The sequence below is a fragment of the Phormidium yuhuli AB48 genome (genome assembly GCF_023983615.1).
Taxonomy (GTDB): Bacteria; Cyanobacteriota; Cyanobacteriia; order Cyanobacteriales; family Geitlerinemataceae; genus Sodalinema; species Sodalinema yuhuli.
Map to the genome: position 1 here is coordinate 429,075 of NZ_CP098611.1, position 25,961 is coordinate 455,035.

A 25,961-nucleotide genomic window follows, 5' to 3' on the forward strand; every position below is an offset into this window, starting at 1 on the left:
GTAGAGGAGTCTTCATGAAAGTTGCAGTTGCCAAAGAAATCGAGGTCGGGGAGCGCCGTGTTGCCCTTATTCCCGATATCGTTGCTCGGCTGACCAAAAAGGGACTCGATATCTCGGTCGAGGCCGGGGCTGGTGAGGGATCGTTCTTTCCTGACTCGGCCTATGAAGCCGCTGGTGCCAAAATTGTCTCAGATTCGAGTCAGATCTGGCAGGGAAACGATGTGCTCTTGAAAGTGGCGCCCCCAACCCCTGAGGAAGTCGAACGCCTCAGCTCAGAAACCACTCTGATTAGTTTTCTCAATCCCTTGGCCAATGCTGAACTAATGCAGCAGATTGCTCAGCGAGGGGTGACGGCGTTGAGTATGGAACTTATCCCCCGTACCAGTCGTGCCCAGAGTATGGATGCACTCTCGTCTCAGGCGGGGGTGGCGGGGTATAAAGCGGTTCTCCTAGCGGCAGAGGCGTTACCGAAGTTCTTCCCCATGTTGACCACCGCCGCCGGAACCATCCGCCCCGCTAAGGTCTTTATCGTTGGGGCTGGGGTAGCTGGCTTACAGGCGATCGCCACCAGCCGCCGTCTGGGAGCTGTCGTCGAAGCCTTTGATATTCGCCCGGCGGTGAAAGAGGAAGTGCAAAGCCTCGGTGCCAAGTTCGTTGAGGTGGAACTCGAAGAAGACACGGTCGCCAAAGGTGGCTACGCCAAAGAACTCTCGGAAGCCTCCAAACAGAAAACCCAGGAGGCCATCTCTAACAGTGTCGCCCAAGCGGATGCGGTGATTACCACCGCCCAGGTTCCGGGCAAAAAAGCCCCACGCATTGTCACCGATGAGATGATTGCTCGGATGCGTCCAGGGTCCGTGGTGGTGGATTTAGCCGCACAACAGGGAGGGAACTGTGAGGGGACTGAAGCCGGCGCTCATGTGGTGCGTCACGGCGTGACCCTCATTGGCCCGGTCAACTTGCCCGCCTCGATGCCGGTTCACGCCAGTCAGATGTATGCCAAGAATATTTCCACCTTCTTGGACTACCTGATTCAGGATGACCAGCTTAATCTGGATTTCGAGGATGATATCCCGGGCGATACCTGTGTCACCTTTAAGGGAGAAATCCGCAATGAGCGGGTTCGTCAGGCCCTAGAGGTGACCTCCGTGGCTTAAGGGAGTTTCCTCCAACCTTGACCGACTCTCTAATATGACCAACCTGGATGATTGCCAAGGAATTTTGACATGACTGACCCCATTATTGCGGCACTATTTATTTTTGTCCTTGCCTCCTTTGCGGGATTTGAGGTCATTAATAAGGTGCCACCAACTCTACACACGCCCTTGATGTCAGGGGCGAATGCCATTTCCGGGATTGCCCTGTTGGGGGCGATCGTGGTGGCGGGCGATCGCGATTGGAACGTGACCGTGATTCTCGGACTCGTGGCTGTTGTCTTTGCCACCATTAACGTCGTGGGTGGCTTCCTCGTCACCGACCGTATGCTGCAAATGTTCAAGAAAAAAGAGGCTAAAGCATGAGCGACTTTTTGCCAACTGGCATTCAATTGAGCTATCTGGTTGCCGCGTCCCTGTTCTTCGTAGGCCTGAAACGCCTCGGTTCACCGGCAACGGCTCGTCAGGGCAACCGTCTTGCCTCTCTGGCGATGCTCGTGGCGATCGTCGCGACCCTACTCGATCGCCAGGTTCTCAACTACCCGATGATTCTGCTGGGAATTGCCATCGGCTCTGTGATTGGAGCCATTACTGCCCAAAAGGTGGCGATGACCTCAATGCCCCAGTTAGTTGGGCTTTTTAATGGCTTAGGCGGGGCAGCTTCGGCCTTGGTGGCCATGGCCGAATTTTGGCATTACTTTGACCTCACCGCTGAACCCAACGCCGGCTCAACCATTACCGTCATGCTGGGGGTTCTCATTGGGGGGGTCACCTTTACCGGCTCCCTCATCGCCTTTGCCAAACTGCAAGGGCTGATTTCGGGCTCTCCCATTACCTTCCCGCTACAACAGCCCTTTAATGCTGCCTTACTGGTGAGCTTTCTCATTGGCAGTGGCTATTTGATCGCCACGTCTCCCACCCCCTCTCTGTTTTTGGGCTTGGTCGTAATTTCCCTGGTGTTGGGGGTGATGTTTGTTATTCCCATTGGCGGCGGAGATATGCCTGTGGTCATCTCCTTGCTTAACTCCTTTTCTGGGTTAGCAGCGAGTGCGGCGGGTTTCGTGGTCATGAACAATATGCTGATTATCGCTGGGGCCCTCGTCGGGGCCTCGGGGATTATTCTGACGGTCATCATGTGTAAAGGCATGAACCGCTCCCTGTCCAATGTTTTGTTTGCAGCGTTCGGAACCGGAGAAAGCGGTGGAACGGCAACGGGAGGCGGTGGCAGTCAAGGGGAGAAAGTGGTGCGTAACATTGACCCCGAAGAATGTGCCATGATGCTCGGTTACGCCCGTTCTGTGGTGATTGTCCCCGGATACGGAATGGCGGTAGCTCAGGCTCAACATTCAATTCGTGAACTGGCCGATCAGCTCGATAAAATGGGAGTTGAGGTTAAGTATGCGATTCACCCTGTGGCAGGGCGGATGCCAGGTCACATGAATGTGTTGTTAGCTGAGGCGAATGTGCCTTATGACGCGCTCTATGACATGGATGACATCAATCCTCAGTTTGAGGAGACGGATGTTGCCTTAGTGATTGGTGCCAATGATGTGGTCAATCCCTCGGCGGAAACTGAGAAAGATAGCCCCATTTATGGAATGCCGATTATTCAGGTTGATCGCGCTAAACATGCGATTGTTATCAAACGCGGTCTGAGTACCGGGTTTGCTGGGGTGGATAATGAGTTATTCTACCGCGACAAAACCATGATGTTATTTGGCTCCGCCAAGGATATGGTCTCGAAGTTAGTGGCTGAAGTGAAACAGCTTTAACCTTCGCTCAAGTAGGGGCGAAAATCGCCCCTACAGCAACCGATATAATCTGCCATAATCTTTCTTATTATCTTGACCCCGAAGGACTCCGATTTAATATTTTTTTATCCGTAAAATGTCCATTATTAATTACCAATTAACCCTTGATGTTACCTTCCTGGTTTAATCCCAAAACAGTGGGTGATGTTTGGCGAGTTCCCTATGGCGATCGCGCCCAAGATGCCCAAAAATGGCAACGAGAGCATAGAATTACAGCCGCTTGTGAGGATAGTCGGCGCATTGGCTTGCTGTTAATTGATGTCCAGAATACATTTTGTATCCCCGGATTTGAACTGTTCGTCGCTGGAAAAAGTGGTCGAGGGGCGGTTGACGATAATCAGCGACTTTGCCAGTTTATCTATCGTCATTTAGGACAAATTACAGAAATTATTCCCACCCTGGATACTCACAGTGCCTTGCAGATTTTTCATCCCGCCTTTTGGGTTAACGATGCGGGAGAGCATCCTGCACCTATGAGTACTTTAGACTTAGATGAAATTGAGGCGGGAACCTGGCGCATTAATCCCGAGATTGTCCCCCTATTGCCCATTGAGATTGATGCCGATGCCTATGCTCGTCATTATGCCCGGCAATTGACCCAAGAGAGTAAATACCCCTTAACCATTTGGGCCTACCATGGGATGATTGGCGGTATTGGCCATAGCCTAGTGGCCGCCGTTGAGGAAGCCTGTTTTGTTCATAGCCTAGTCCGTTGTAGCCCCACCCGCTATGAACTGAAGGGATCTCACCCTCTAACGGAAAATTACTCCGTCTTAAAACCTGAAGTACAAACGGCCCCCGATGGTCAGGTGATTAGCCGAAAAAATGCAGCGCTAATCGAGCATCTTCTCAGCTTTGACCAACTTATTATCGCTGGACAAGCTAAAAGTCACTGTGTCGCCTGGACTGTGCGAGATTTGTGTCAAGAAATTCGCTTACGCCACCCTGAGCAGGTGCAGGCCATGACTCAACGAGTCTATCTCCTTGATGATTGCACCTCCGCTGTCGTTATTCCAGGTGTAGTGGACTTTACCGACGCAGCTGAAGCGGCATTCACCGAGTTCGCTGCCATGGGAATGCAACGGGTTTCGTCTGAATCTTCCTCGGATTGGCTATGTTAGGTGGCTGGCCAGGTCAAAACCCGAAATTTAGTCCGGCTGCATCCAGGCCAACCGCAAACAGCACCAACGTAGCTAGACTCCCAATAACAAACGAGGCTGACCGTACCAGCGGCACATTGAAGATATAACAGCCAGAATAAACAACACGAGCTGCCAAGAAAATCAATGCAGCCCAAGTTGTTGTGGCGGATTCTCCATGAGTGACATACGCAATTAACGCCGCCGCTGCAAAGGGTAGGAACGTCTCAAAGGAGTTCTGATGAGCCCAGGTTGCCCGTTGTGCATAAGCCGGGAGGCGATCAAACATCGCGCGAGGGGCAGCAAGATCATAGCCCACCCGAAAGCGAGCGTAGCCCACTAGCAGATAGGGCAGATAGATCAATACTGCCGCCAGGGCGATCGCTAGCAGCAAAATCAGCGAGTCAGACCATTGGATTACCATCACGGGACTTAAGGCTAGGGCATCAGTCGAAATAAAACAGCGTCACAATTTTACGCTGGTCTTCCGCATCTCGGCAGGTTTGCAGCAACGTGTGACTGTCATGGAACGCAAAGCAAATCAATTGCTGACAGCGGCTAATGATTTCTAAATTGCAGTTGGCACTGGCTTCAGCCAAGGACAACTCATCATGTTCTGGATGTTCCACCAAGTGCATGACTTGATCGAGTTGCTTGCGCGACTCCTTCCCCTGACGCTTAAGGCTTTGGGGAAGAATGACGGTCAACTGATTGGGGTCTGCACGCATCGCCCCGCGAATAGCAGCGGAGTTGGTGCCGGTTGCCCCTGAGGTGATCAAGCGATTTCCCCCTAAGACCAGAGCGTAACTCATCACCTCAATTAAATGTTGATGAGTAATAGGAACATGACGCGACCCGAGAATCGCGATGCGTTTGGAACCGGACTGCTGAATCGCAGCCAGCTCTTGTAGAAAAACGTCAACTTTCTCGGAAGTCTCTGTGGTTTGACTCAAAGACAGTACGACGGGAACTGAACGACGCAAGTATTGTAACAGACAGAACGCTTTTGCGGGGGAGAAGCTGAAAGAAGGCAGGAGGGGGAACAGGGAACAGGGAACAGGCAATAGGCAGTAGAACAACTGTTTTCTTCCCCCCTACTGCCTGCTGCCTACTGCCTTCTTCCCCCCCTCCGGCGGCAGTGAGCTATCTCTGGGATGGGTTCTGCCCTCTGTTGTCTGATGTGAAGACTCCGGAGAGCTAATCTTTCTAGGCTGAAGCCTTTAACTCTAGTAGGTTCAGGAGCCGGTCAATGTGCAAATGTTCTTGGGCCATTTGGTAAATGTAGTCCAGCTTCATGGGTTCTCGCACTGGGGTGCGGCCGAACATGGCATCGAGAATTTCTACGGTAGTTAGGGTATCGCGTTCAACGGAGATCACCGGAATCTCCACCTCTTCAGCCCGATTCAAAACCAGATCACTGGGGGTTAGGTGATGTCCTGTGAGAATCAGACAGTGGGTTGCCGTCTCTAAGGCCGCGAGTTGGATATCGGTGCGATCGCCCCCAGTCACAATGGCTGTATTGAGGCTTTGCTGAAAGTATTTGACTGCTGAGTTAACGCTCATCGCACCAATCTGGATACTCTCAATCATTAAATCCAGACGTTCCTTGCCACAAAGGACTTCGGCGTCAAGAGTGTTGACTACATCCTTGACACTGACACTCCGTAGCAAGGCACTGTGGGGTAAAACACCGATGACGGTAATGCCTGACTGTTCCAGGAAGGGTTGTACACGGGTTTGAACCTGATCTAACTCGTCCGTGGGGACGTTGTTTAGGATCACGCCCAAGGGGCGATCGCCCAACTGAACCTTGGCAGAGAGAACTCGGTCAATGGTCAACATGGAATCATAGCGAACCACCAACAAAACCCCCGCATCAACTCGTTCGGCAAGTTGTACAAGGGACAGATCAAAGCTACGTCCCTCGGATAAGCTGGTGGGACCTTCCCAGATCACCAGATCTACCTCGGGGATGGGTAACCCCTGAACCAGGGCTATATAATCTGTAACGTCTTGTCCTTGGAGCCGTTTGGCCAACATCTCCGGTGATAGGGTCAAGATGGGGGCTTGGACGCGATCGCGACTCAGGTTCAACTGTTGAGCCATAAAATCCACTTCGGCCTCAATCAGTTTTGACCCCTCAGATGAGAGACTGGCCGGAGCCAGGGGTTGACCAATGGCGAAGTCCAGACCAGTTGTTTGCAGTTGATGCGCCAGTCCCAAGAGACTAGAGGTTTTACCACTACAGGGTTCAATCGACCCAACGATTAGATATTTGGGGGGGTTCGGCACGCTAGACACTCCTTTTCCATGGTGTGAGATGACTGTAGACAGAACTCACCGTCACCGTGTTCACTCTTCAATCTACTGTGAGCCGTCAAACTTCATACTAACTGTATCAAGGGTGACCTTCCCTAGATTTCTGGGTTCCCACTTGGCGGCTGTCAACATCGCCAGATCCGGTCGATTCACAGGTATGATGGTCTTCTGAGACTACTCGTCTACATCTAAAAGCTTGTGATAAAAGCCCTTTGAGAAATCGACCACCCGATACTTCTTGAAGATGATCAGCAGTTCAATGACAAAATTAATAAACTCATAATTGGCCATAGTGGTCTCATAACTCAAATCTGCATTGCCATCGAACTGCAAGCGACAGCGGGTTGGGTCAGCTGGCAGACTAGAAACATTCCAGGTGGCGACGAAGGGAATATTTTTGCCTCCTTCAATGCGACGCTCTCCTTCGAGGTTGCCTTTCTCGTACAGGCCAATGGCCAACGGCAGGGCACTGCGTTGATTATTGGTTTTATAGTAAGGAAGGTAGACCATCACCTTCGCTTTAGGAGCGGGTTGCAGATTTTCCAATGACATAGTACGAGACTCAATAGGTAACGTCTTCTGGGATTGGCGCAGGTCTGCCAATCCACCCTTCATCATTGTGACATCCCCCACGAATTTCTCTCAGGAGAGGGTTAAATCTGATCTTGGGGATTGGTTTGAGATATTTTGAGACTGTAGCCCCTAAACCGGGCTGATCGCCATTTTGAGTGAGAACGCAGCACAATAACCCCCAACTATGCCAGTAAATTTTTGGTTTGATCGCAATCCCTCCAAACCGTGGGAACCCTTAACAACGATTCTGGCCGATCGCCCCCTAGACACGGCCACATCACCCTCCTCTACACCAACCCTAGGGGCATCCTATCGAGGTTATGCCGGGCGACGGGGTAAAGCCGCCGTGATGTTACTACTGATTTGGGGGGGGGTGATGGCTCTTCATTTCCTCTCTTGGGGCATGTGGGTGATCTGGGGACTCACAGGCTTAGTGGGGGTCCATGGTCTGAGAACGATTCTCTCGTCTCCCCCCCGTCGCCAACTAACCCCCATGTCAACGGAGACATCGCTCCCCTATGTCTCGTTTCTGATTCCTGCCAAAAATGAGGAAGCGGCCATTACTCCCCTGATTGAGATGTTGAATCAATTGGACTATCCAGGCGATCGCTATGACATCTGGGCCATCGATGACAACAGCAGTGATGGAACTCCAGAACTCCTCGATGCCTTGAGTCAGGACTATGAACGTCTCCAGGTCTTACATCGTGACCATACCGCTCGCGGTGGCAAATCCGGCGCTCTCAATCAAGCGGTGCAACTGGCCCGGGGCGAAATTATTGCTATCTTTGATGCCGATGCCCAGGTCAGTTCAGACTTCCTCTGGCGAGTCTTGCCCCTATTCCAGCGCGATCGCGTCGGGGCCGTCCAAGTCCGCAAGGCCATCAGCAATGCGGGTGAAAACTTCTGGACTCAAGGGCAACGAGTGGAAATGATTTTAGATGCCTATCTCCAAGAACAACGGGTGGCCTTGGGGGGAATTGGTGAACTGCGAGGCAATGGACAGGTCATTCGACGTAGCGCCCTCGAACGTTGTGGCTATTTCAATGAAGAAACCATCACCGATGACCTCGACTTAACCCTACGACTCCATCTTGATCGCTGGGATATTGACTGTGTCACCCTACCTGCGGTCCGGGAAGAGGGGGTAACCGAGGCGCTGCCCTTATGGCATCAACGCTCTCGTTGGGCTGAAGGAGGCTATCAACGCTATCTCGATTATTGGCGACTCCTGTGCGGCCCCCGGCTCAGTCTGTCCAAACGTCTGGATTTACTGGTCTTTCTATGGATGCAATATCTCCTACCCACGGCAGCCGTCCCGGATTTGCTCCTCTCCCTAATTCGTACCCGTGTGCCCCTGCTCAGTCCCATGACCACCTTAACCGTTAGTCTTTCCCTTGTTTGGATCGGCCTGGGGTTACGACGGGTGAATCGTCAAGAAGGCAAGCCGCAACCGTTACCCCTACTGCTGCGAGACACCCTCCAGGGAACTCTTTATATGCTGCATTGGCTTGTGGTGATGGCAGCGACCACGGCTCGCCTAGCGGTTCGCCCCAAACGTCTCAAATGGGTGAAAACCGTTCACCGAGGGGTACAGGAGTCCCATTAGAGTTCAAAGTCTAGGTCATCGTCTAAATCTACTACATTGCCATTAAAAAACTGGGCAAACTCGTTTGCGACCTTTTCCAGTTGATCAATCTCCCAACTCTCCTCAGACCCCTGAGGCATCACAGTCGGGGCGATCGCGTCCGATGGGACTGGGTTGAGGGAGTCGGGATAGGTAGCTCCTGGCAGGGTTTCTCCCGGTCTAGTTTCTTGGGAATCGCTATGGCGTGCCGTAGGTGTTATATCCGGTTGTGGGTTACCTACAGATGCAGACTTCTCCCAAGGAGGAGCATTTTCAGAAACCTCCGAGTCGCGGTGAGTTAGCTCCTGAGGGGTTGCCACAGGGGCGGATGGGGCGGACTTAGCCGCCGAGAATGTCCCTTGGGGATGGGGTGCAGTGAGACCTCTAACCTGTGCTTGGGCAGAGCCAATCTTGACACGGATGGCTTTATGTAGGGTGCTCTGGAAGGCCACCTCAATATCGGCAAGTTTCGTTTCTGCCATTCTGATCAGGGCCTTGGGTACACCAATTTCGGCGGTTTGACCGTCAAATTGCAGCAAACGTCCTTGTTGCCGTAAGAGTTCTCGGGTTGCCCGAAATTCGATATTCTCTAGAACCTGTTGCCAAATTTGGGGCAGAGCAGAGATGTCTGGGACTTCGGCGGTGGAGTTTGGGGGGGGTGGGGTAGGGGCAGGGGCAACTCCTTGGTCGCTAGAGTTGGCAGGATGGTGCTGCGGGACAGTTTGGGGTTGAGCGGGAGCTTGAGAAACTGGGGTGGGAGTTGTGGCAGGTTGAGCGGGAGCTTGAGAAACTGGGGTGGGAGTTGTGGCAGGTTGAGCGGGAGCTTGAGGGGTAGCTGCCACAGGAGCTACAGGAGCCACAGGGGCCATAGCCATTGACCCTGGCTGAGAGGGAAATCTGGAGGCGGGGGATGGGGCAGGTTGAGACCGCTGCATGTTCGCCGGAAGTAGCCCCAGTAAGGTAACTTCTAACCAAAGACGGGGTTGGGTGGTATTGCGAACTTGACTGTCGCAGGCCCGTAAATGCTGGGAGCCGGCTAGAATCAATTGCTCGTCCCACTGCTGGGCGAACTGACAGAGAGCCTCCCAGGTTGGAGCAGTTACCGTGACGAGATCGTTCCGTTGAGGAGCGGTTTTGGCGATGAGTAAATCTCGATAGAAGGCGGCGAGATTTTGCATGACAATGGGCGGTTCTCGTCCGCGATCGAGGAGATAGCGACATTGTTCTAAAACCTGTTGGGGATTGTTTTGGGCGATCGCCTCAAGTAAGGTCAGCAAATCTCGCTCTGGAACCGCGCCCACTAAATCCCAGACTCGTTCGACGTCAATTTCTTCCGGTAATAAGCTCAGTTGATCCAGAACACTCTCGGCATCTCGTAATCCTCCCTGAGCGAGCTGAGCAATTAGGGTAATCGCTTCATCGGTGATGCGGATGGCTTCTTGCTCGGCAATATAGCGCAAATGCTCCCTCATGGACGTTAGGGGAATGCGCCGATAGTCAAACCGCTGACAGCGAGAAATAATGGTGGGCAAAACGCGCTGGGGGTCAGTGGTGGCGAGGATGAAGATGACCTGGGACGGAGGTTCTTCTAGGGTTTTTAAAAGAGAGTTAAATGCCGCTGTGCTGAGCATGTGGCATTCGTCAATAATATAGACTTTGTAACGGGCTTGTACGGGGGCAAATTGGGCCCGTTCAATGAGTTCACGAATATTATCAACGCCGGTGTTACTAGCGGCGTCGATTTCAATAATATCGAGGGCTGAGCCTCGGGCAATGCTACGACAGGTGTCACAGGTTCCACAGGGGCTTTCTGTGGGGCGATCGCTGCTCAAGCAATTCAGGGATTTAGCGAAGATACGGGCACTTGAGGTTTTCCCAGTCCCCCGAGGCCCACAAAACAAATAGGCCGGGGCAATCCGTTCCTGACGAATGGCATTGGTTAGGGTACTGGCGATCGCCGACTGGCCAACAAGATCGGCAAAGGTGGCAGGACGATATTTGTGGTGTAACGGCTCATAAACCACGGTCGGAAACTGGATAAAGGCTGAATGGGGACAATTACGGGTTAAACTTACAATTTTAAGTTGATATTACTTTGGTTTTTAAAAATCAAAAATAGCGTTAAATAACGATTGTCAGGAACCCCTTAATTATACCGCTAATTTGAGAGTTTGTAAATTGAATCCAGCAAAAAAAATACCTCGCCAACGCCATGAGAGTAGCCAGGGCTTAACTTCATCATGACGTGGTTAGAGGTATATCAACTCCGGGTTTAACCTGAGCTGTAGAATCGTTTATTCGATATTCAATTTGATGTCATGGTCTTTAAGCTGATTTTGCAGCCATTGCGCAAAAAATCGCTCTTCAAGTTGTTTACGAAGGTCTCCTTCATAGGCAGCGGGTAAAATCTGCTCGATCCGCAAAATCGTATAGCGTCCTTCCACTTCCAGGGGACCAATAATATCCCCAACACCATGTCCAGCCAATTGACCGCGAATTTCTGGGGGGAGTTGTCCCATTTGCAGAGTTCCCATCAGTCCCCCCAGGGAACTATCATTGGTCACCGAATGCTGTTTTGCCAAGGCTTCAAAGGTAGCCGTGCCATTGGTCAGTTGCTGCTGAATCTCCTTGGCTAGGGCTTGCGCTAAAACCACAATCCGCGATAACACAATACGATCTAACGCCGCTTTGTTGTCATTGAAATACTTGCGAGATTCTTGGCTGATTTCCTTTTGCTTGAGTACTTCCACTCGTAAGGATTCAGAGACCCGTTTTTGAAACGACTCATAGGTCAACCCTTGAGATTTAAGCCATTCCTCAAAGGGAGCCGGTTCTGTGAGTTTATTCTGAACCCGGAAATTCACGATCGCTTGTTCGATTTGTTGCGGTTCCACCGCCACATCTAAGCGGTGGCTTAAGGTTTGCTCAATAATGTGGCGGTAGAGAATTCGCTGAATGAACTTGGGGAGATCTCCCGTGGTGTTGAGATAACCAATGGCTTGTTTCAGGGAAATTGCCTGGTCATCGATGGTAATGAAATTGTCAGTCATAATCATTGACGGTAATGTAAACAGGGGTAGCTCCCCAGATTCTCTGATCCGTTGGCATACGCTTGAGATCAGACAAATCGGGGTTACGGAGAAGTCCATCTGAAACTTAAGGTCTCTGATGCCGGTCGCCCGTGATGTTGACTGACACCCCTAAGTCAGAGGTTCCCCACGATCGCACCTTAACGCAATCTCCTCCAGCAACAACATGCAGTGACCAGAACTCTGGCACAATAGTCCCTGATTCTGATTGTCCTCAAACCCATCCATGGCGATCGCCCATTCTTCTCTCCTCTCATCCTTGCAAGGGGGACTCATTGTTTCCTGTCAAGCACCCCCCGACTCCCCCCTTCATGACCCTGAGATCATGGCTGCTATGGCAGAAGCTGCCGTTAATCGGGGTGCTGTAGGCATTCGGGTTGATAGCCCTGCTCATGTACGAGCGATACGTCAGCGACTGCCTGAAATACCTCTGATTGGCTTATGGAAGCGCGTCTACACAGACAGTGACGTTTACATTACTCCTCAACGCCACCATGCCGAAGCCATCGCTGAAGCTGGGGCAGATATTATTGCCCTAGATGCCACAGAGCGGCCGCGTCCCCAGGGGGAAACTCTAGCCGAGATTGTGCAATGGGTCCAGGACACATGGGCACTTCCCATTATGGCGGACATCGATAGCCTCAAGGCGGCCAAGGTCGCTCAACAGCTTGGGATCGAGATTATTGGAACAACCCTCTACGGCTACACCGCCGCCACCGCAGGACAATCGCCACCGGCATGGGAACTTCTACAAGCCCTAGTTCGGGATTGTCCCGGATTTATGATTTGTGAAGGGGGAATCAGTTCCCCAGAGATGGCCCAACAGGCTATAGCCCTAGGGGCGAATGCCGTCGTTGTCGGGACTGCAATCACAGGGGTTGATGTCTTGGTTCAACGCTATCACCAAGCCATAGTGGGTCGGTAGGAGAGGCAATTTGACGGTACGATGGAAAGTAGCCCCCTGTGATGTGGGGTCGCAGCATTGTGGTGAGTAATCATGCTAGGGATAGTCAAGCAACCAATTCTCGTTTTTGGCCTGGGAGCCTCGGGGGCCTTATGGCTTTTTGATAGTTTCGGGAATCGCTTTACTGATTTTGGAGACTGGGGAGTTTGGGGATTAATCATTGTGGGGATAGCCCTATGGCGGCTCGGCGGCCGTCAGCCAGGGACTGGTGTTGATGTCTTGCCAAGCCAGTTTAACCAAGCTGAAGTCGAGCAAGCCTTAAACCGAGTTCGCAACAATCTCAAGGTGTTGCTGGCTGAAAGCGACTCAGATGAGGATCTATGCGGGTTTCAGGAACGTCTGGAGGCTCTGGAGCAAACCGATGAACAGCGATCCCTTACCCTTGGAGTCACGGGCCGTAAGGGGGTGGGAAAAACGGCCCTAGTTCGGGCTTTGCAGACAGAACTAGCTCAAGGCTCAACCCTGGAGCTTCAGATTCAAGACTTACCCTCCTGTCTCCAGGGGGACGATTCAGCTCTACTGGCTGAGGCTCAACAGACGGATGTTCTGTTACTGGTCACTGATGGAGATATCCGAGAGTCAGAGCTAGATTTAGTGGAGAAGATTACTGCCAGTGGACAAGCGCTGCTCTTGGTGTGGAATCAAAGCGATCGCCATCCTCCTGAGGAACAAGCCCAAATTTTAGGTCGGATTCGTCAACAGGCCGAACCCTACTTAAGGGGCGATCGCATTCTGGCCATTGCTGCGGCCCCAACTCCCATTGAAGTGCGCCTCTATAAAACTGACAACAGCATCGAAACCTCCACCACAACCCCTCCCCCAGAACTGGCTTCTCTCAGTGAATGTTTAGAGACTCTCCATCGGGATGCGGGGGGACTGATCTGGGCCACCACTTACCGCGCTGCTCAATCCCTGCGGCGGGAGATTCGCCAAGAGATCAACCGCCTGCGTCGTCATCGGGCCCTGCCGGTTGTTCGTCAATCTCAATGGATTGCGGCGGCGGCGGCCTTTGGGAATCCTCTTCCTAGTTTAGATTTACTCGCCACGGCGGCGGTCAATGTCCAGTTAGTGATGAACTTGGGCAAAATTTATCAGCAAAAACTCTCGCTGGAACAGGCTAAGGTGGCCGCGAAAACTTTGGCAGAGATGTTAGTCAAGCTCGGGTTAGTGGAAGTCTCCACCCAGCTGGTGACGGCCGCCTTGAAACAAAACCCCATCACCTTTGTCGCTGGTGGGGCCACCCAGGGCCTCAGTGCTGCCTATTTGACTCACATTGCCGGCTTAAGTCTGATCGAATACTTTGAGGACTGTGAAGAGACCGCTCAGATGGCTCGGGGGAGTGGTTTGGATGGGGAACGCTTCGCGAGTATTGTCAAACGGGTCTTTGAGACCAATCGCCGCAAAACCTTTATCCAATCCCTGATTCGTCAAGCGGGCGATCGCTTTGCTACAAAAACGGCTTAACTTCTGGTTAAGAAATATCTCAATTCCCTAGCCCTGAAGTCGAGGTCAAAACCCTCTGACTAGATGGGTTCGGGCTCAGGTTACAACTGTGGAAAAACCTTAACTTGGGGTTGACAGTTTCAGCTTTTTTTGCTAATATTGATGAACAAGCTATAAACTTGTAGCCTTGAGGGAATTGTCGTTCAACCACAAGATGGTCAAGAAGGAACGAGGCTAATGAGACCCTAAGCGCACCGTGGAGACTTCCAAGTTTTCTTTGACCAAATCCAGTTTTTACCCAGGATACACAGAATTATGTCAAGTCAAGTTACCGGAACCGTGAAATGGTTTAACGAAGAGAAAGGATTTGGTTTTATCACCCAGGAAAACGGAGGGCCTGATGTGTTTGTACATTTCCGGGCCATCGTACAAGATGGTTTTAAAACTCTTTCTGAAGGACAAAGGGTCCAGTTTACCGTTGAACAGGGACAAAAAGGCCCTCAAGCTCAAAATGTTACCCCGCTCTAGATAGCCGGGTTTATTTTTGACAACATCCCTTAAGCCCCGATTTTCGGGGTTTTTTGCGTTTTAGCAGAGTTAACCCCGGATGTGGGGCTGAGTGCGTTACAGTGGAGGGCATTGAGTTTGCAAGCGTTCCTGACGCTGTCCTATCATGGCTTGGTTTGCTAAGATTGAAAGCGGTATTGTCGACAAGTCGACCTTTGATCACTATGTTCCCGCTCATATTGAGTATGTTAAACAGCTTAACCAAAGGGGATATCAGGCCAAAAGTGGGTACTGGAACCGCCGAGGTGGGGGAATGTTAATCTTTCAAGCTGAATCGATGCAAGAGGCGGAGGCCATTGTCCAGCAAGACCCCCTCGTTTTGAATCGCTGTGTAACCTATGATCTCTATGAGTGGTGTCTCGTCGTTGAGGATTAACCCGCTCCCCCACAAGGGTTCCCTGATTCTTGGCCCTTCCTGCTCGCTGGGGATCTGCCTCAGGCGATAATTCCGGACCATTGGACATCTTTTTGTTGGCTGCGACGATAGGAGAAGAATCGCCTATCCTCTTGATAAGTACAATGGGGGGCGATCGCAATCTGTTCAGGCGCTAATCCCAGGCGGTAGAGTTGATGCAGAATTGCCCGCCGCACATCCAGGCGAACTTTTCCGGCTTCGGTATCGGGCAAAATTGGGGTATCATCAAATTCGGAGAGGGCCGCAATCATCGCTTCCGCCTCTTGGCTGGGGTTACCCGGCAGAAGGGTCGCCGCGACCTGGGCCGCCACATCAAGGGAGACTTGATAGACATCTCCGGAAATGGCCGGGCCGAGAGCAACCCGTAAATCTTGGTTTTGACTGCCCCGATTCCAGAATTGAGCGATCGCCTCGGGGACAATTTTAGTCGCCGTTCCACGCCAGCCCGAATGGACAGCTGCAACTCGTCTTTGAGAGATATCTCCAATTAAGACCGGTGTACAATCTGCCGTACAGACCCAGACTGAGTCATGGGCGCGATCGCTCAACAGTCCATCGGCTGGGGGGAAAGCATCCTTTTCGGATGACTCACAGATGGGCGCTAACGAGTGAGTATCGACGATCGCATTACCATGAACCTGATGTGTCCGGTAGACTGGGGCATCCGCGTTTAACCCTTTAACCAACGCTAGGGGAGAATCGGGACTAAACTCCCGAGTGAAAAACCCGTGGAGAAACGGGTCAAGAAGACGACAGGTTAAATAGGATTTTCCCTGCCAAGTCTGCCATTGCCAAGCATCCATAGAATCCTTAGGGAGTTAAACAAAGAGCAACTTGCGTGAGGAGCGATGGCACGTCAGAGCAGCATCAGGAGCAAGCGCCCATCGAGCCGATCGCAGATCCCGATAAGCAGGGATTTCTCCGATGACCTACGGCTTATCATCCATGATGTATGGCACTCTATGCCTCATGGTAGTCCAAATTGGAGCAGTTAGGTGTGATGGGTCAGACTCCCTCTCTATCGACGTCCCGGATTCAGGGGGCGATCGCCCGCTTAGAACCGGAGTTAAAGGGCTATTTTCAGCTCATCGCTCATGATTGTGTTTCCTCAACCAATCAACTCCTCTGGGAGCAGGTTAACGGCGGATGTCCTCCGGGAACAGTTGTCCTTGCCTCCCGTCAAACATCAGGACGGGGACAACGGGGCCATCACTGGCTCTCGGAACCTGGAGGACTCTATGTGTCTCTCTGTGCTACCCCGAATCTAGCCGCTCAGGATGGCTCCCAACTGACCCTGGCCAGTGCTTGGGGGATTGCGGTGAGCCTGCGAGAGGCTGGAATTCCTGTGTCTCTGAAATGGCTCAATGACATTTTTTTACAGGGTCGTAAACTGGGTGGAATTCTTACAGAAACTCGTCTTCAGGGCGATCGCATCGCCACCGCTGTCATTGGCGTGGGGGTCAACTGGAGTAATCCCGTCCCACAGATGGGGATTAACCTTCATGAGTTTTGGGCAAATCACCCGGAATCTCGGCGCTGTTCCTTGGAAATGTTGGCAGCTCGGGTTCTCGTGGGGCTGGAGTGGGGACTGTATCGACTTGAGCATCGGGGCATCGAGGCGATTTTTCCAGAGTATCAACAACTCTTGCGGGAAGACATTGGATAAACTCATGTACTAGACTGTCATTTGTGCGATCGCCTGTATCCTGGATCAGGATGACAGAGGTCGCGATCGCCACTTACGGGGAGATATGCAAAAACGTTCCACTCATACACACCTTTCATTATCCTTCATCGTCCAGGGACTCGGTTGGCTCGGCGGCTTAAGTCTGCTCGGAAGCGGTTTCGTCTTTGCCAAAGGTCCCTATAACCCCGATTTACCCATTCAGGAAAACGTCCCAGACTACTCACCCAACCCTGTGGACTCAGCTCCAAGTTACGCTCCTGAACCGGTCGCTCCCAGTCAAACCTATGCTCCAGAACCCACTCCGGTCTATCAAGAACCGGCAAGGGGATATCAGGATAACTCCTACTCAGCTCCTGTGGAAGCTCCCTGGGATAAAACTCCTGAGCCTGCGTCTGCACCCGAGTCTCATCAAGGGGTGTCTCCTGATGCCGTCTTTGAGAGTCGGCCCCAACGAGAGGCCATCGCCCCGCCTGAGCCTCTGAATCGTCCCCAACTCGATCGCCCCAACGTCTCGCCCCAACATAGCTACATTGATGACACCGACTATAGCCTAGGGGCCACCAGCGCCCAAGACTCTCAAGTGGTCGTCTTTGAAGAACGCTCCACCGGGTGTGAAGCCCGGGTCAGTGGACGAGTGAGTGGACAACTCTGTCGCCCCAGTCCCAGCCAATCACAGCCGAGTCCTGGTCACCCGTTGCCTCAAACTCCGGTCGCGTCTGGCGGTTCCTCTCAAGCCCCAGGGAGCGGCCAGAGTGCAGCCGCCTATCGTCCGGGAGCCGCCAGTGGCCCATCTGGTTTTAGCATCAGTTCTCAGTCTGCTGGTGGTGCTCAGGTTCCTAGCTACAGCCCATCCCTTGATGTAGACTATGCCCAAATGCGGGCGAGACTTTTGCGAGACATGGCCGTTCAGCCCCTCGAACGGAGTTTCCGGGCCCGCGATCGCCGTCTCATCTTCCCTCTGTCCATTCCAGCTCCCATTAGTTCCTTCTTTGGTTGGCGACATCATCCCATCGCCGGGGTGCGTCGCTTCCATGCCGGAACCGACATCGCAGCCCCCACAGGAACCCCAGTCTTAGCCGCGTTCTCGGGTAAAGTAGCCACCGCCGAAATGTTAGGGGGGTATGGGTTAACGGTCATCTTGGAGCATAACGAGGGAACCGCCGAAACCCTCTATGCTCACCTATCTCAACTCCTCGTGCGTCCTGGACAGGACGTCCGTCAAGGACAAGTCATTGGACGAGTTGGGAGTACGGGCTTTTCAACGGGGCCGCACCTGCATTTTGAAGTCAAACAGCTCACAGAACAAGGCTGGGTTTACCTAGATCCGGGTCTACAACTGGAACTAGCGCTAGAGGAGCTGATCAACCAAATGCAAGTGGCTCAAGCTTCCGAGGGAGACTAGACTCTGTTAGGGGACTGGATGTTGCCCATAAAAAGGTAGGGCTTGAGACCATGATGGCCGTCGTCCGGCTTGATAGTCCTGCCAGGCTAAGTCGAGGAGACTGGTCACCGAGGCCGCGAGATCGTCTTCCTGGGCTTTGATGAGATAGTAGGGCGATCGCCACTGGTCTAGTAACCGCGTCCAATCCTCGAAACTGCGGGCGGTATCCGTAACCAAGGTCGTCAGTCCCCGGCCCTCTGTCGCCGGTTTATAGATGGCCGTAAAGAGTTGTCCCCGGGATGCCATTAACTGCACCGCCAGATCATAATCTGGGGGGATTGTGGCATCCTGCTGTCGTTGCTGCTGGGCGATCGCCTCCAGACTTGAAATCGCAAACAAGGGTAGATCTAACTGTTGAGCTAGGGTCCGGGCCGTAACGAGACCAATACGGGTTCCCGTGAAGCTTCCTGGTCCCTTCGCCACAGCTAAAAACACCAGATCTGACCAAGTCTGAGGGGGCATAAATCCCTGCATAGAGCCATGTAACTCCGACGAGAGCGATCGCCCCAGCAACCAAGTCTGAGAGCGATGCGATCGCCCACAGGAGTCTCCCTGACTCAACGCCAAGCCGAGCCGAGCCGTCGTCGTATGTAACGCAAATCCGTAACCAGTCATAAAACATCAAGCCGACCCCTTTCAGAGTCGGCGGTTGGGTTTTCTCGACCTGTCCCCATAGTCAAGGGCAACAGGGCTGTTCTAAGATATAAATCAGATTGGGTTGAGCCGGGCTACCCCTTAGCCAACCCTAAAAAACCGAATGGCGTCATCTGCCACAGCGTGAGTTATATCAAGGACATTAAGAATGGGTTTTTTTGATTCTGAGATTGTTCAACAAGAGGCCAAACAACTTTTTGAAGACTACCAGTCCCTGGTAGAACTCGGGAGCAAGTATGGCAAGTTTGACCGCGAAGGTAAGAAGCAATATATCGAGCGGATGGAAGAGATGATGGAACGTTACCGCGTCTTCATGAAGCGGTTTGAGCTGTCAGAAGACTTTATGGCCCAAATGACAGTCCAACAACTCAACACCCAACTCAATCAGTTTGGCATCACTCCGCAACAGATGTTTGACCGGATGCACGAGACCCTAGAACGGATGAAAGCTGAACTACAACAACAGCCCTAGGGACGGTCAAACTCATCGGGTGAGCGGAAGTTCTGGACCGGTTCATCTGCCAGATACTGGCGCATAAAGTCCCGCCAAACCGGTGCAACAAATCCCCCGCCAGTAGCCCCGTAAGAGAGGGGCATGTTGTTGTCATGGCCAGCCCAGACCGCCACGGAAAGTTGAGGCACATAACCCACAAACCAGATATCCCGCTGTGAGGAAGTCGTCCCCGTCTTCCCAGCCGCCGGACGGTCCATTTGAGCGGAGGTCGCTGTTCCTTGAGTAATCACCCCTTGCATGGTGTCAGTCAGGGCAGCTGTGGCCCAGGGGTCAAGTACTAAGCGGGGTCTGGGGGTATTATCGAGCATGACATTGCCATGGCTATCCGTTACCTGAGCAATCAGAGTTGTATCGGAGCGCCAACCGTTACTGGCAAAGGTTGCGAAGGCTCCCGCCATTTCTAAGGGAGTTAAGTCCACAGACCCCAGAGGAAGGGAAATCACCGGGTCAATGGGGCTTTCAATTCCTAATAGCCGTGAGACTTCTACCACCCGATTCAAGCCAATTTCCTGGCCAATCTTCACCGCTGGGATGTTGAGGGAGACCTCAATGGCCTTACGAATGCTGACCACTCCCGAAAAACCGCCGCCATAGTTACGGGGCGTATAGACCCCATCCCCATCAGGATAGCTAACGGGACTGTCATCGACCGGGGTATCTGGGCCGTAGTTCCCGGTAGCGAAGGCAGCATAGTAGACAAACGGTTTAAAGGCTGACCCCGGTTGTCGTTGAGCCTGGGTCGCTCGGTTGAACTGACTTTGATTGTAGTCATATCCCCCCACTAGGGCCTTGACAAAGTGGGTGCGGGGGTCAACGGCTGCTAGAGCTAACTGTCCCTGTTCAAAATCCCGATAGAGTCCTTGCTCAAAGAGGCGAGTATGCCACTCCCTCACCGTTCGCTCAGCCATCCGTTGGGTGTTGAGGTCAACGGTGGTTTGCACTCGCATCCCCCCTTTACTGAGGGTATCCCGTCCAAACCGTTCCGTTAGCTCTTCCACAACAGCCCCAGTCACATAGGGGGATAAGCTGCTAGAAAACGAGGAAATGTTGCCGAGACGAATAGGTTGTTCTCGGGCTTCTTGGGCTTCCTCGGGGGTAATCCATCTCAACTCCTGCATCCGGCTGAGGACGATCCCCTGTTGCCGTTTGGCCAGTTGATAGTTAACAAAGGGGCTATACTCTTCAGGAGCTTGGATTAGCCCCGCCATCATAGCCGCTTCTGCTAGAGTGAGATCCCGAGCTGATTTATTAAAATAACTCTGGGCGGCAGTTTCAGCCCCGTAGAGATTGTGACCCCAATAGACCTGATTGAGATACAGTTCCAGAAGTTCATTTTTCTCTAGAATTTGCTCAAGACGGATGGCTAAGACCGCCTCAGCCACTTTGCGGCTAAATTCCCGTTCCGGGGTCAGAAATAGGTTTTTGACCAACTGCATCGTTAGGGTGGATGCCCCTTCAACGGTGGCCCCTGATTCTAGGTTGGTTAAGCCAGCCCGGATAATCGCCCCGGGATTGATGCCCTGGTGGACGAAGAAATGACTATCCTCAATGGCCAAAACCGCCAATTTGAGGTTGTTGGAGATTTCCTCTAGGGGAATAACTTCTCGATTCGCCTCATCATGGATGCTCAGAAGCAGCTCACCCTTGATATCGTAGATGTGGCTGGTTTCTGTGGGCATATAGCTCCGTAAGACCCGCACATCGGGAAGATTACGGAAACTAATCGCCAGTCCAACCAATCCGCCTGCTACGACAGAGCTACCGAGTAGTGTTGTTCCAAGTAATGTACTGGCCGTGACCTTGCCAACTGCTTGCGCAAAGCGAAACAGCTGCATGGGGACTTGGCTGGTCTGTTTTCGATGTTGCCGAATGGTGTTACCTGACACAAAGCGCCTTCCTTACCAACGTCTGATCTGAGGACTGTTCAACTGGGTTGAATTGAGAGCCCGAGGGGGGCCTCTAGCAATTAGGGGGGTGACTGGACATACTTTACACTATGAGAACCGGGTTAAGACCAGAACCGGGTTAAGACCTGGATTCTGGGAACCCGAGAGATTCAGCCTGGGACAAGGTTTGTCCAGGCTCTTTACTTCAAGTCTGCCCATCTGGTCTGCTATTATAGCCACCTCATCATTAACTAGCTCGCAATTTTTCCTAGCCCATTGACTATGACCCCTGATTTATCCTGGCTCCACCGAGGCACAGAGGAGATTTTCCCCCATCGTCCTGATTCTGAAGATGAGCGGGAAAACTTGGAGGTTTTGCTGGCTCGCTGCGATCGCCCTCTACGAGTCAAACTCGGGATTGACCCCACTGGCTCGGATTTGCATTTGGGCCATAGTATCCCTTTCAGGAAAATGCGGGCGTTTCAGGATGCTGGCCATACGGCGGTTCTGATTATCGGCGATTTTACGGCCCGGATTGGCGACCCCACGGGAAAATCTGAGGTTCGCCGTCAATTGACCGCTCAACAGGTGAAGGACAACGCCGAAACCTATTTGCAGCAATTGCGGCCCATTTTAGATTTTGACACCCCCGGACGCTTGGAAATTCGCTACAACTCGGAATGGCTCTCGGAGTTGGATTTATCCCAGATTCTGGAGCTTTTGGCAACGATGACCGTGGGGCAGATGTTGGCGAAGGAAGGGTTTTCATTGCGCTATGAGTCGGGGAATCCCATTTATCTACATGAGTTTCTCTATCCCTTGATGCAGGGCTATGATTCAGTGGCTATTGATGCGGATATTGAGTTGGGAGGGACGGACCAGAAGTTTAATTTGGCGGTGGGTCGAGATTTACAACGCCATTTTGGCAAAACCCCTCAATTTGGCTTACTGCTGCCAATTTTGATTGGAACCGATGGGGTGCAGAAAATGTCCAAGTCCTTGAACAACTATGTGGGACTGAAAGAGGATGCCCTCTCGATGTATTCTAAGTTGGAAAAAACGGCAGATTCTCAGATTGACCAGTATTTTGAGTTGCTGACGGCGCTTCCCTTGGACTCGCTTCCTGAGAATCCTCGGGAACGCCAGAAACGCTTGGCCTTGGATGTTGTGGCCCAATATCATGGCGAAATGGCGGCGAAGGAGGCCCAACAGGCGGCTATGTCCCTGGTGGGGGGGGATATGTCAACAGGTGCTGACGTGGTACCGGAGTTTTCCTTGTCAGGGGTTGAGTTTCCGGCCAAACTGTTTTACATCCTGGGGGCGAGTGGACTCTGTAAGAGTAGTGGTGAGGGCCGCCGGCAACTTCAGGGGGGAGCGGTACGCTTAGACGGCGATCGCATCACTGATGTCAATCTGAGTTTTGACTCGCCCCAAGCGCTGACCGGTAAGGTGTTACAGGTGGGCAAGAAGAAGTTTGTGCGTTTGAGTGATTAGTGGGGGACGCAAGAGTCAGGTGGGAACTAGGCTGCGAGATATCCAGGTGACGGAAGTTGTCGATGGCGACACCTTAAAGGTCAAGATTGACGAACAGGAAGAGTTTGTTCGTCTGATTTGTGTGGATACGGAAGAGAGCAGTCTACATCCCTCCCCGGAAACGGCTAAACCGGTGACGGAGGCGGGGATTGCCGCCGATCACATGGCTCATGAGTATTTCTCGAAAGCCAATGGGGAGTTATGTGAGGTGGATTTGGAGTTTGACACGGACGATTCACCTGAGGACTGTTTGCGTTGGCATCGGGGCAATTGCAGCCGTCTGGTGTGCTATGTCCATCGGGGAGAGAGCCATTACAATCTGTTTACGGTGCAACAGGGCTGGAGTCCCTATTTTACGAAATATGGGCGATCGCGCCTGTATGACCTGCTGTTTACTCAAGCGGAATTTGAGGCCCAGGCCCATCAACGAAAAATTTGGAATCCCCAGGTCAATGCCCAGGGTGCGTCCCGTAATTATTGTAGTTTGTCGGCATGGTGGGCTTACCGGGCATCGATTATTGAGGATTTCCGTCGCTCCGGTGCGGCCTCTGGGGCGATTTCCGTTCAACTGGATTATCCTCAGGTGTTGCAGGCGATCGACGAAAGCCGCACTGTAACTCTGTTTTGTGATCTGCAAGGGGGTATCCGCAAGCAGGTGGAAGGAGGGGCAATTATTTTTACAGGCTCCCGTCTCTGTCCCCTGAAGTTTTGGATTCCCACGGCCTCGAATCCCGATGGGGAGGCTCTAGTGCGCTTGATCGTCAATCGTTATGCTGGACGAGGACGGGGGTATGCCTATGTAAAAGGTCGTATTACGTTGCATCGAGGCTTACCCCAGATGATTATTCGTCACCTTGACCAGTTATCAGATTTTCCCCCGAATTTTTAGGGAAATTAACGGTTTTATCTAAACGTAACGGGACCCTATAGGCAAACATAATCTGCCCCATAACATAATTCGATATGTTTAGTCTGTTGTTTTACAAAAATTTAGACTATGATGGCATCGCGGATATCACTCTGCCCTTAATAAATTTCTGTTTTAGTAAACACCCTTAAATTCAACCGAAACTCAACCGCTCAGGCGTGGCCAACTCTTACGGTCACGTCTTTTTTGTGGGCTCTATCTAGCTACAACTGGGGCTGAGGGGTGATTCCCCCACCTCTCCCTGATTTCCGTTAAGACTCCATGAAGAAGTTTCATTTCCCTTTCAATCCGAGCAAAAGACCGTTTAAGATGTTGGGCAAGCCGATATGAGCGAGCAAGGGGCAATCGAGCCATTCCACCGTTCTGAGGCGATCGCCCGCTAACGATGATAGGAGAGAGCAAGGACTCAGGAGTTATGGAGCAAAGGGAAACGCGATTGACCAACCCCGACGGTATCGGCGATCGCTCAGTCGAAACTGTGTTGACTGAGTTGACTCGGGATCTTAAACACCTTCAACAGGATCTCATCGTCCAACTGACGCGAGATGTCAGCCGCCTGCAAGCGGAGAAAACCCGCCTGCTAGATGATATCAACCAATTACAAACTCGCTATCAACAACTCTCTCCCGGCCAGCAACCCCCAGCCCTGAATGAGTCTGAGGAAGAGCGTCAGGTTTGGGTCCAACAACTGGCACAACTGGTGGCGGCCAGTCTCGAAGAACGGCTGGCGGCCCGGGTAGAAGAATTGGCCGCGCGTCAACTTCCCCCCAGTCGTCCTCTGGCCGCCTTAGATGAGGGCGATCGCCTGCGGGATTCCGTCGATACACGATTCCATCAAACCTATCAAAGTCTCAGTCGAGAACTAACCAACTATCGCAGCGATCTCTCCCAATCCCTGCGTGAACTAGATAACCTGCAACAACAAGGGGAAGCCCTCCTGGATACCCTTGTGAGTCGTCTCAGCCACGAATTACAAGACGAAGCCCAGGGAATTTCTCCCACCGCTACCCCACCCGCCTATCGCAATGGGGCCACAGACTCTGTTTTGCCGGTTTCCCGTCAACCGGACGCCAGTTCCGACGATAATAGTCATGGTTCCACCCCGATCGTCCCTACCCCGGACCCCTTAGAGTCTGAGATTGAAGTCAATACGGAAGTAGATCGCAACGAAGTTCCAGCCCCCCCTCCCCCCAAGCCCGCTTCCCAAGTGCAAACCGGGTTAGTGTTGGCCCTGCTTTACTCAGCCGTTCTATCTCTGTTTAACGTCAGCATCCGAGTCATCCTCAACGAGAGTAGTATCCTAGGACTCGTCTCCTGGGGGGGAATTATTTCTCCCAGCCTCGGGAACTCCATGCTGATTTTATTCATGCGCATGGTGGTGGTCGTCCTCTTGATGCCATTGCTAGCCATGCAACTGTATCCCCAATGGTGGAGCGAGCTACAAACCTTCCAAAAACCTGAAAATCGCCGACTTCAATATCAAGTGATTGGGAGTGGTGCGGCCCTCTTTATCTCCCAGGTCTTAATCTATATCGCCCTGGGTAACATTCCGGCGGGTGTCGCCATTACCCTGTTCTTTATCTTCCCTATTGTCACGGTGTTGGGGGCTTGGTTTCTCTTTGGTGCTCGTCCCAGCGTGACCCGTGCTGTGATTATGGCCGTCATTCTCGTGGGTGGCATCTCTGCTGTTCCAGGTATCGGTGAGCTTTTATCCGGCGGTTTGGCGGGTGAGGGGTTAGTCCTGGGAAGTTTGACCGCCTTGGGGTCCGGGGTCACCTTTGCGGGCTATGTCCTCCTGACTCAGATTGCCTCGAAGCAAATGCACCCGATTTCCTTCAGTTTTGCTAACTTTGTCTGTGTCTTCGTCTTCTCCTTTGTCGGGTTAGTCATCGTGGAGCGGTTTGATGAAACCATGACCCTACCGACACAGCATCTGGGTGGACTATTTTGGAGTGGCATTTGGTTAGGGTTATTGACGCTGATTAGCTATGTCCTTAATAACTTCGCGATTCGCTATGCCGGCGCCTCTCTCGCCTCAATTATCGGGGCAACGGGCCCGGTGATGACCGCTCTGTTCGGCTTCTTCCTGATTGGAGAACAACTGGCAGGGAATCAAATTTTTGGCATGTTAGTGGTCACCGCTGGGGTGGTCGCCTTGAGTTTGGAACGGATGTTCTTGACAAGCAAGGCGTAGGACGAGACCTGCGACCACATGAA

25 protein-coding genes are annotated in these 25,961 nt (G+C 52.4%); 15 read left to right on the plus strand and 10 right to left on the minus strand.

What is annotated here, in order from left to right; all coding sequences use genetic code 11:
* The first annotated feature begins 14 nt into the window (after positions 1 to 14).
* From NEA10_RS01720 to NEA10_RS01735, 4 genes are all read left to right on the plus strand, one after another.
* Positions 15 to 1,157, plus strand: a complete 1,143-nt coding sequence (locus tag NEA10_RS01720; RefSeq protein WP_252663496.1) for a Re/Si-specific NAD(P)(+) transhydrogenase subunit alpha — start codon at positions 15 to 17, stop codon at positions 1,155 to 1,157.
* A gap of 69 nt (positions 1,158 to 1,226) precedes the next feature.
* Complete coding sequence (locus tag NEA10_RS01725) at positions 1,227 to 1,520, plus strand: NAD(P) transhydrogenase subunit alpha part 2 (RefSeq protein WP_068787869.1); 294 nt, start codon at positions 1,227 to 1,229, stop codon at positions 1,518 to 1,520.
* The gene (locus NEA10_RS01730; RefSeq protein WP_252663497.1) at positions 1,517 to 2,926 is read left to right on the plus strand and encodes an NAD(P)(+) transhydrogenase (Re/Si-specific) subunit beta; all 1,410 of its coding nucleotides are present in this window, start codon (positions 1,517 to 1,519) and stop codon (positions 2,924 to 2,926) included. The genes NEA10_RS01725 and NEA10_RS01730 overlap by 4 nt, the downstream gene beginning before the upstream one ends.
* Positions 2,927 to 3,072: 146 nt before the next feature.
* On the plus strand, positions 3,073 to 4,086 hold the full coding sequence (locus NEA10_RS01735) for a cysteine hydrolase family protein (RefSeq protein ID WP_252663498.1): 1,014 nt from the start codon (positions 3,073 to 3,075) through the stop codon (positions 4,084 to 4,086).
* Positions 4,087 to 4,099: 13 nt separating this feature from the next.
* On the opposite strand, the gene NEA10_RS01740 is transcribed toward NEA10_RS01735, so the two are convergent.
* From NEA10_RS01740 to ebsA, 4 genes are all read right to left on the minus strand, one after another.
* On the minus strand, positions 4,100 to 4,528 hold the full coding sequence (locus NEA10_RS01740; protein ID WP_252665257.1) for an MAPEG family protein: 429 nt from the start codon (positions 4,526 to 4,528) through the stop codon (positions 4,100 to 4,102).
* A 22-nt stretch (positions 4,529 to 4,550) separates the two neighbouring features.
* Positions 4,551 to 5,057, minus strand: coding sequence for a DNA recombination-mediator protein A (locus NEA10_RS01745; RefSeq protein WP_159784916.1), 507 nt, complete (start codon positions 5,055 to 5,057; stop codon positions 4,551 to 4,553).
* Between the two features lie 253 nt (positions 5,058 to 5,310).
* Entirely contained in the window at positions 5,311 to 6,396 is a 1,086-nt protein-coding gene (locus NEA10_RS01750) for a phosphotransacetylase family protein (RefSeq protein ID WP_252663499.1), read from the minus strand.
* A 201-nt stretch (positions 6,397 to 6,597) separates the two neighbouring features.
* Positions 6,598 to 6,975 carry a type IV pilus biogenesis protein EbsA gene (ebsA, locus tag NEA10_RS01755; protein ID WP_068787863.1) on the minus strand — a complete coding sequence of 126 codons (378 nt, stop codon included), beginning with the start codon at positions 6,973 to 6,975 and terminating at the stop codon, positions 6,598 to 6,600.
* Positions 6,976 to 7,180: 205 nt separating this feature from the next.
* On the opposite strand from ebsA, the gene NEA10_RS01760 reads away from it, so the two are divergent.
* The gene (locus NEA10_RS01760; protein ID WP_252663500.1) at positions 7,181 to 8,605 is read left to right on the plus strand and encodes a glycosyltransferase family 2 protein; all 1,425 of its coding nucleotides are present in this window, start codon (positions 7,181 to 7,183) and stop codon (positions 8,603 to 8,605) included.
* Here NEA10_RS01760 and NEA10_RS01765 read toward each other — a convergent pair.
* From NEA10_RS01765 to NEA10_RS01775, 3 genes are all read right to left on the minus strand, one after another.
* Positions 8,602 to 10,647, minus strand: coding sequence for a DNA polymerase III subunit gamma/tau (locus NEA10_RS01765; protein ID WP_252663501.1), 2,046 nt, complete (start codon positions 10,645 to 10,647; stop codon positions 8,602 to 8,604). The two genes, NEA10_RS01760 and NEA10_RS01765, sit on opposite strands and share 4 nt — an antisense overlap.
* Before the next feature lie 270 nt (positions 10,648 to 10,917).
* Positions 10,918 to 11,673 carry a peptidylprolyl isomerase gene (locus tag NEA10_RS01770; protein WP_252663502.1) on the minus strand — a complete coding sequence of 252 codons (756 nt, stop codon included), beginning with the start codon at positions 11,671 to 11,673 and terminating at the stop codon, positions 10,918 to 10,920.
* 150 nt (positions 11,674 to 11,823) lie between these two features.
* On the minus strand, positions 11,824 to 11,988 hold the full coding sequence (locus tag NEA10_RS01775) for a hypothetical protein (RefSeq protein ID WP_252665425.1): 165 nt from the start codon (positions 11,986 to 11,988) through the stop codon (positions 11,824 to 11,826).
* Between NEA10_RS01775 and NEA10_RS01780 the strand changes: the two genes are divergently transcribed.
* From NEA10_RS01780 to NEA10_RS01795, 4 genes are all read left to right on the plus strand, one after another.
* Positions 11,939 to 12,637: an N-acetylmannosamine-6-phosphate 2-epimerase gene (locus NEA10_RS01780; RefSeq protein ID WP_252663503.1), complete on the plus strand. Its 699-nt coding sequence runs from the start codon at positions 11,939 to 11,941 to the stop codon at positions 12,635 to 12,637. The genes NEA10_RS01775 and NEA10_RS01780 overlap by 50 nt on opposite strands.
* A gap of 72 nt (positions 12,638 to 12,709) precedes the next feature.
* Positions 12,710 to 14,140, plus strand: a complete 1,431-nt coding sequence (locus NEA10_RS01785; protein WP_252663504.1) for a slr1306 family protein — start codon at positions 12,710 to 12,712, stop codon at positions 14,138 to 14,140.
* 294 nt (positions 14,141 to 14,434) lie between these two features.
* Positions 14,435 to 14,647, plus strand: coding sequence for a transcription antiterminator/RNA stability regulator CspE (gene cspE, locus NEA10_RS01790; protein ID WP_252663505.1), 213 nt, complete (start codon positions 14,435 to 14,437; stop codon positions 14,645 to 14,647).
* Between the two features lie 145 nt (positions 14,648 to 14,792).
* Positions 14,793 to 15,062 carry a YciI family protein gene (locus NEA10_RS01795; RefSeq protein WP_252663506.1) on the plus strand — a complete coding sequence of 90 codons (270 nt, stop codon included), beginning with the start codon at positions 14,793 to 14,795 and terminating at the stop codon, positions 15,060 to 15,062.
* Positions 15,063 to 15,121: 59 nt separating this feature from the next.
* Here the strand turns inward: NEA10_RS01795 and pgeF are convergent, their stop codons facing one another.
* Positions 15,122 to 15,904 (minus strand): peptidoglycan editing factor PgeF, encoded by a 783-nt coding sequence (gene pgeF / locus NEA10_RS01800; RefSeq protein WP_252663507.1) that lies wholly within the window; start codon positions 15,902 to 15,904, stop codon positions 15,122 to 15,124.
* Positions 15,905 to 16,101: 197 nt separating this feature from the next.
* Between pgeF and NEA10_RS01805 the strand changes: the two genes are divergently transcribed.
* Together NEA10_RS01805 and NEA10_RS01810 are read left to right on the plus strand one after the other, a co-directional pair.
* On the plus strand, positions 16,102 to 16,767 hold the full coding sequence (locus NEA10_RS01805) for a biotin--[acetyl-CoA-carboxylase] ligase (protein ID WP_252663508.1): 666 nt from the start codon (positions 16,102 to 16,104) through the stop codon (positions 16,765 to 16,767).
* Between the two features lie 85 nt (positions 16,768 to 16,852).
* A complete protein-coding gene (locus NEA10_RS01810) occupies positions 16,853 to 18,190 on the plus strand; it encodes a M23 family metallopeptidase (RefSeq protein WP_252663509.1) in 1,338 nt (445 codons plus the stop codon).
* Between the two features lie 6 nt (positions 18,191 to 18,196).
* Here the strand turns inward: NEA10_RS01810 and tsaB are convergent, their stop codons facing one another.
* Positions 18,197 to 18,844, minus strand: coding sequence for a tRNA (adenosine(37)-N6)-threonylcarbamoyltransferase complex dimerization subunit type 1 TsaB (gene tsaB / locus NEA10_RS01815; protein ID WP_252663510.1), 648 nt, complete (start codon positions 18,842 to 18,844; stop codon positions 18,197 to 18,199).
* Between the two features lie 187 nt (positions 18,845 to 19,031).
* On the opposite strand from tsaB, the gene NEA10_RS01820 reads away from it, so the two are divergent.
* Complete coding sequence (locus NEA10_RS01820; RefSeq protein WP_068787852.1) at positions 19,032 to 19,355, plus strand: DUF1825 family protein; 324 nt, start codon at positions 19,032 to 19,034, stop codon at positions 19,353 to 19,355.
* On the opposite strand, the gene NEA10_RS01825 is transcribed toward NEA10_RS01820, so the two are convergent.
* On the minus strand, positions 19,352 to 21,232 hold the full coding sequence (locus NEA10_RS01825) for a transglycosylase domain-containing protein (RefSeq protein ID WP_252663511.1): 1,881 nt from the start codon (positions 21,230 to 21,232) through the stop codon (positions 19,352 to 19,354). The two genes, NEA10_RS01820 and NEA10_RS01825, sit on opposite strands and share 4 nt — an antisense overlap.
* A 333-nt stretch (positions 21,233 to 21,565) precedes the next feature.
* Here NEA10_RS01825 and tyrS point away from each other — a divergent pair, with 333 nt between their 5' ends.
* The 3 genes from tyrS (at position 21,566) to NEA10_RS01840 (ending at position 25,938) form a co-directional block, all read left to right on the plus strand.
* Positions 21,566 to 22,777, plus strand: coding sequence for a tyrosine--tRNA ligase (gene tyrS / locus NEA10_RS01830; RefSeq protein WP_252663512.1), 1,212 nt, complete (start codon positions 21,566 to 21,568; stop codon positions 22,775 to 22,777).
* A gap of 19 nt (positions 22,778 to 22,796) precedes the next feature.
* A complete protein-coding gene (locus NEA10_RS01835; RefSeq protein WP_252663513.1) occupies positions 22,797 to 23,705 on the plus strand; it encodes a thermonuclease family protein in 909 nt (302 codons plus the stop codon).
* A gap of 454 nt (positions 23,706 to 24,159) precedes the next feature.
* A complete protein-coding gene (locus NEA10_RS01840) occupies positions 24,160 to 25,938 on the plus strand; it encodes an EamA family transporter (protein WP_252663514.1) in 1,779 nt (592 codons plus the stop codon).
* The last annotated feature ends 23 nt before the right edge of the window (positions 25,939 to 25,961 follow it).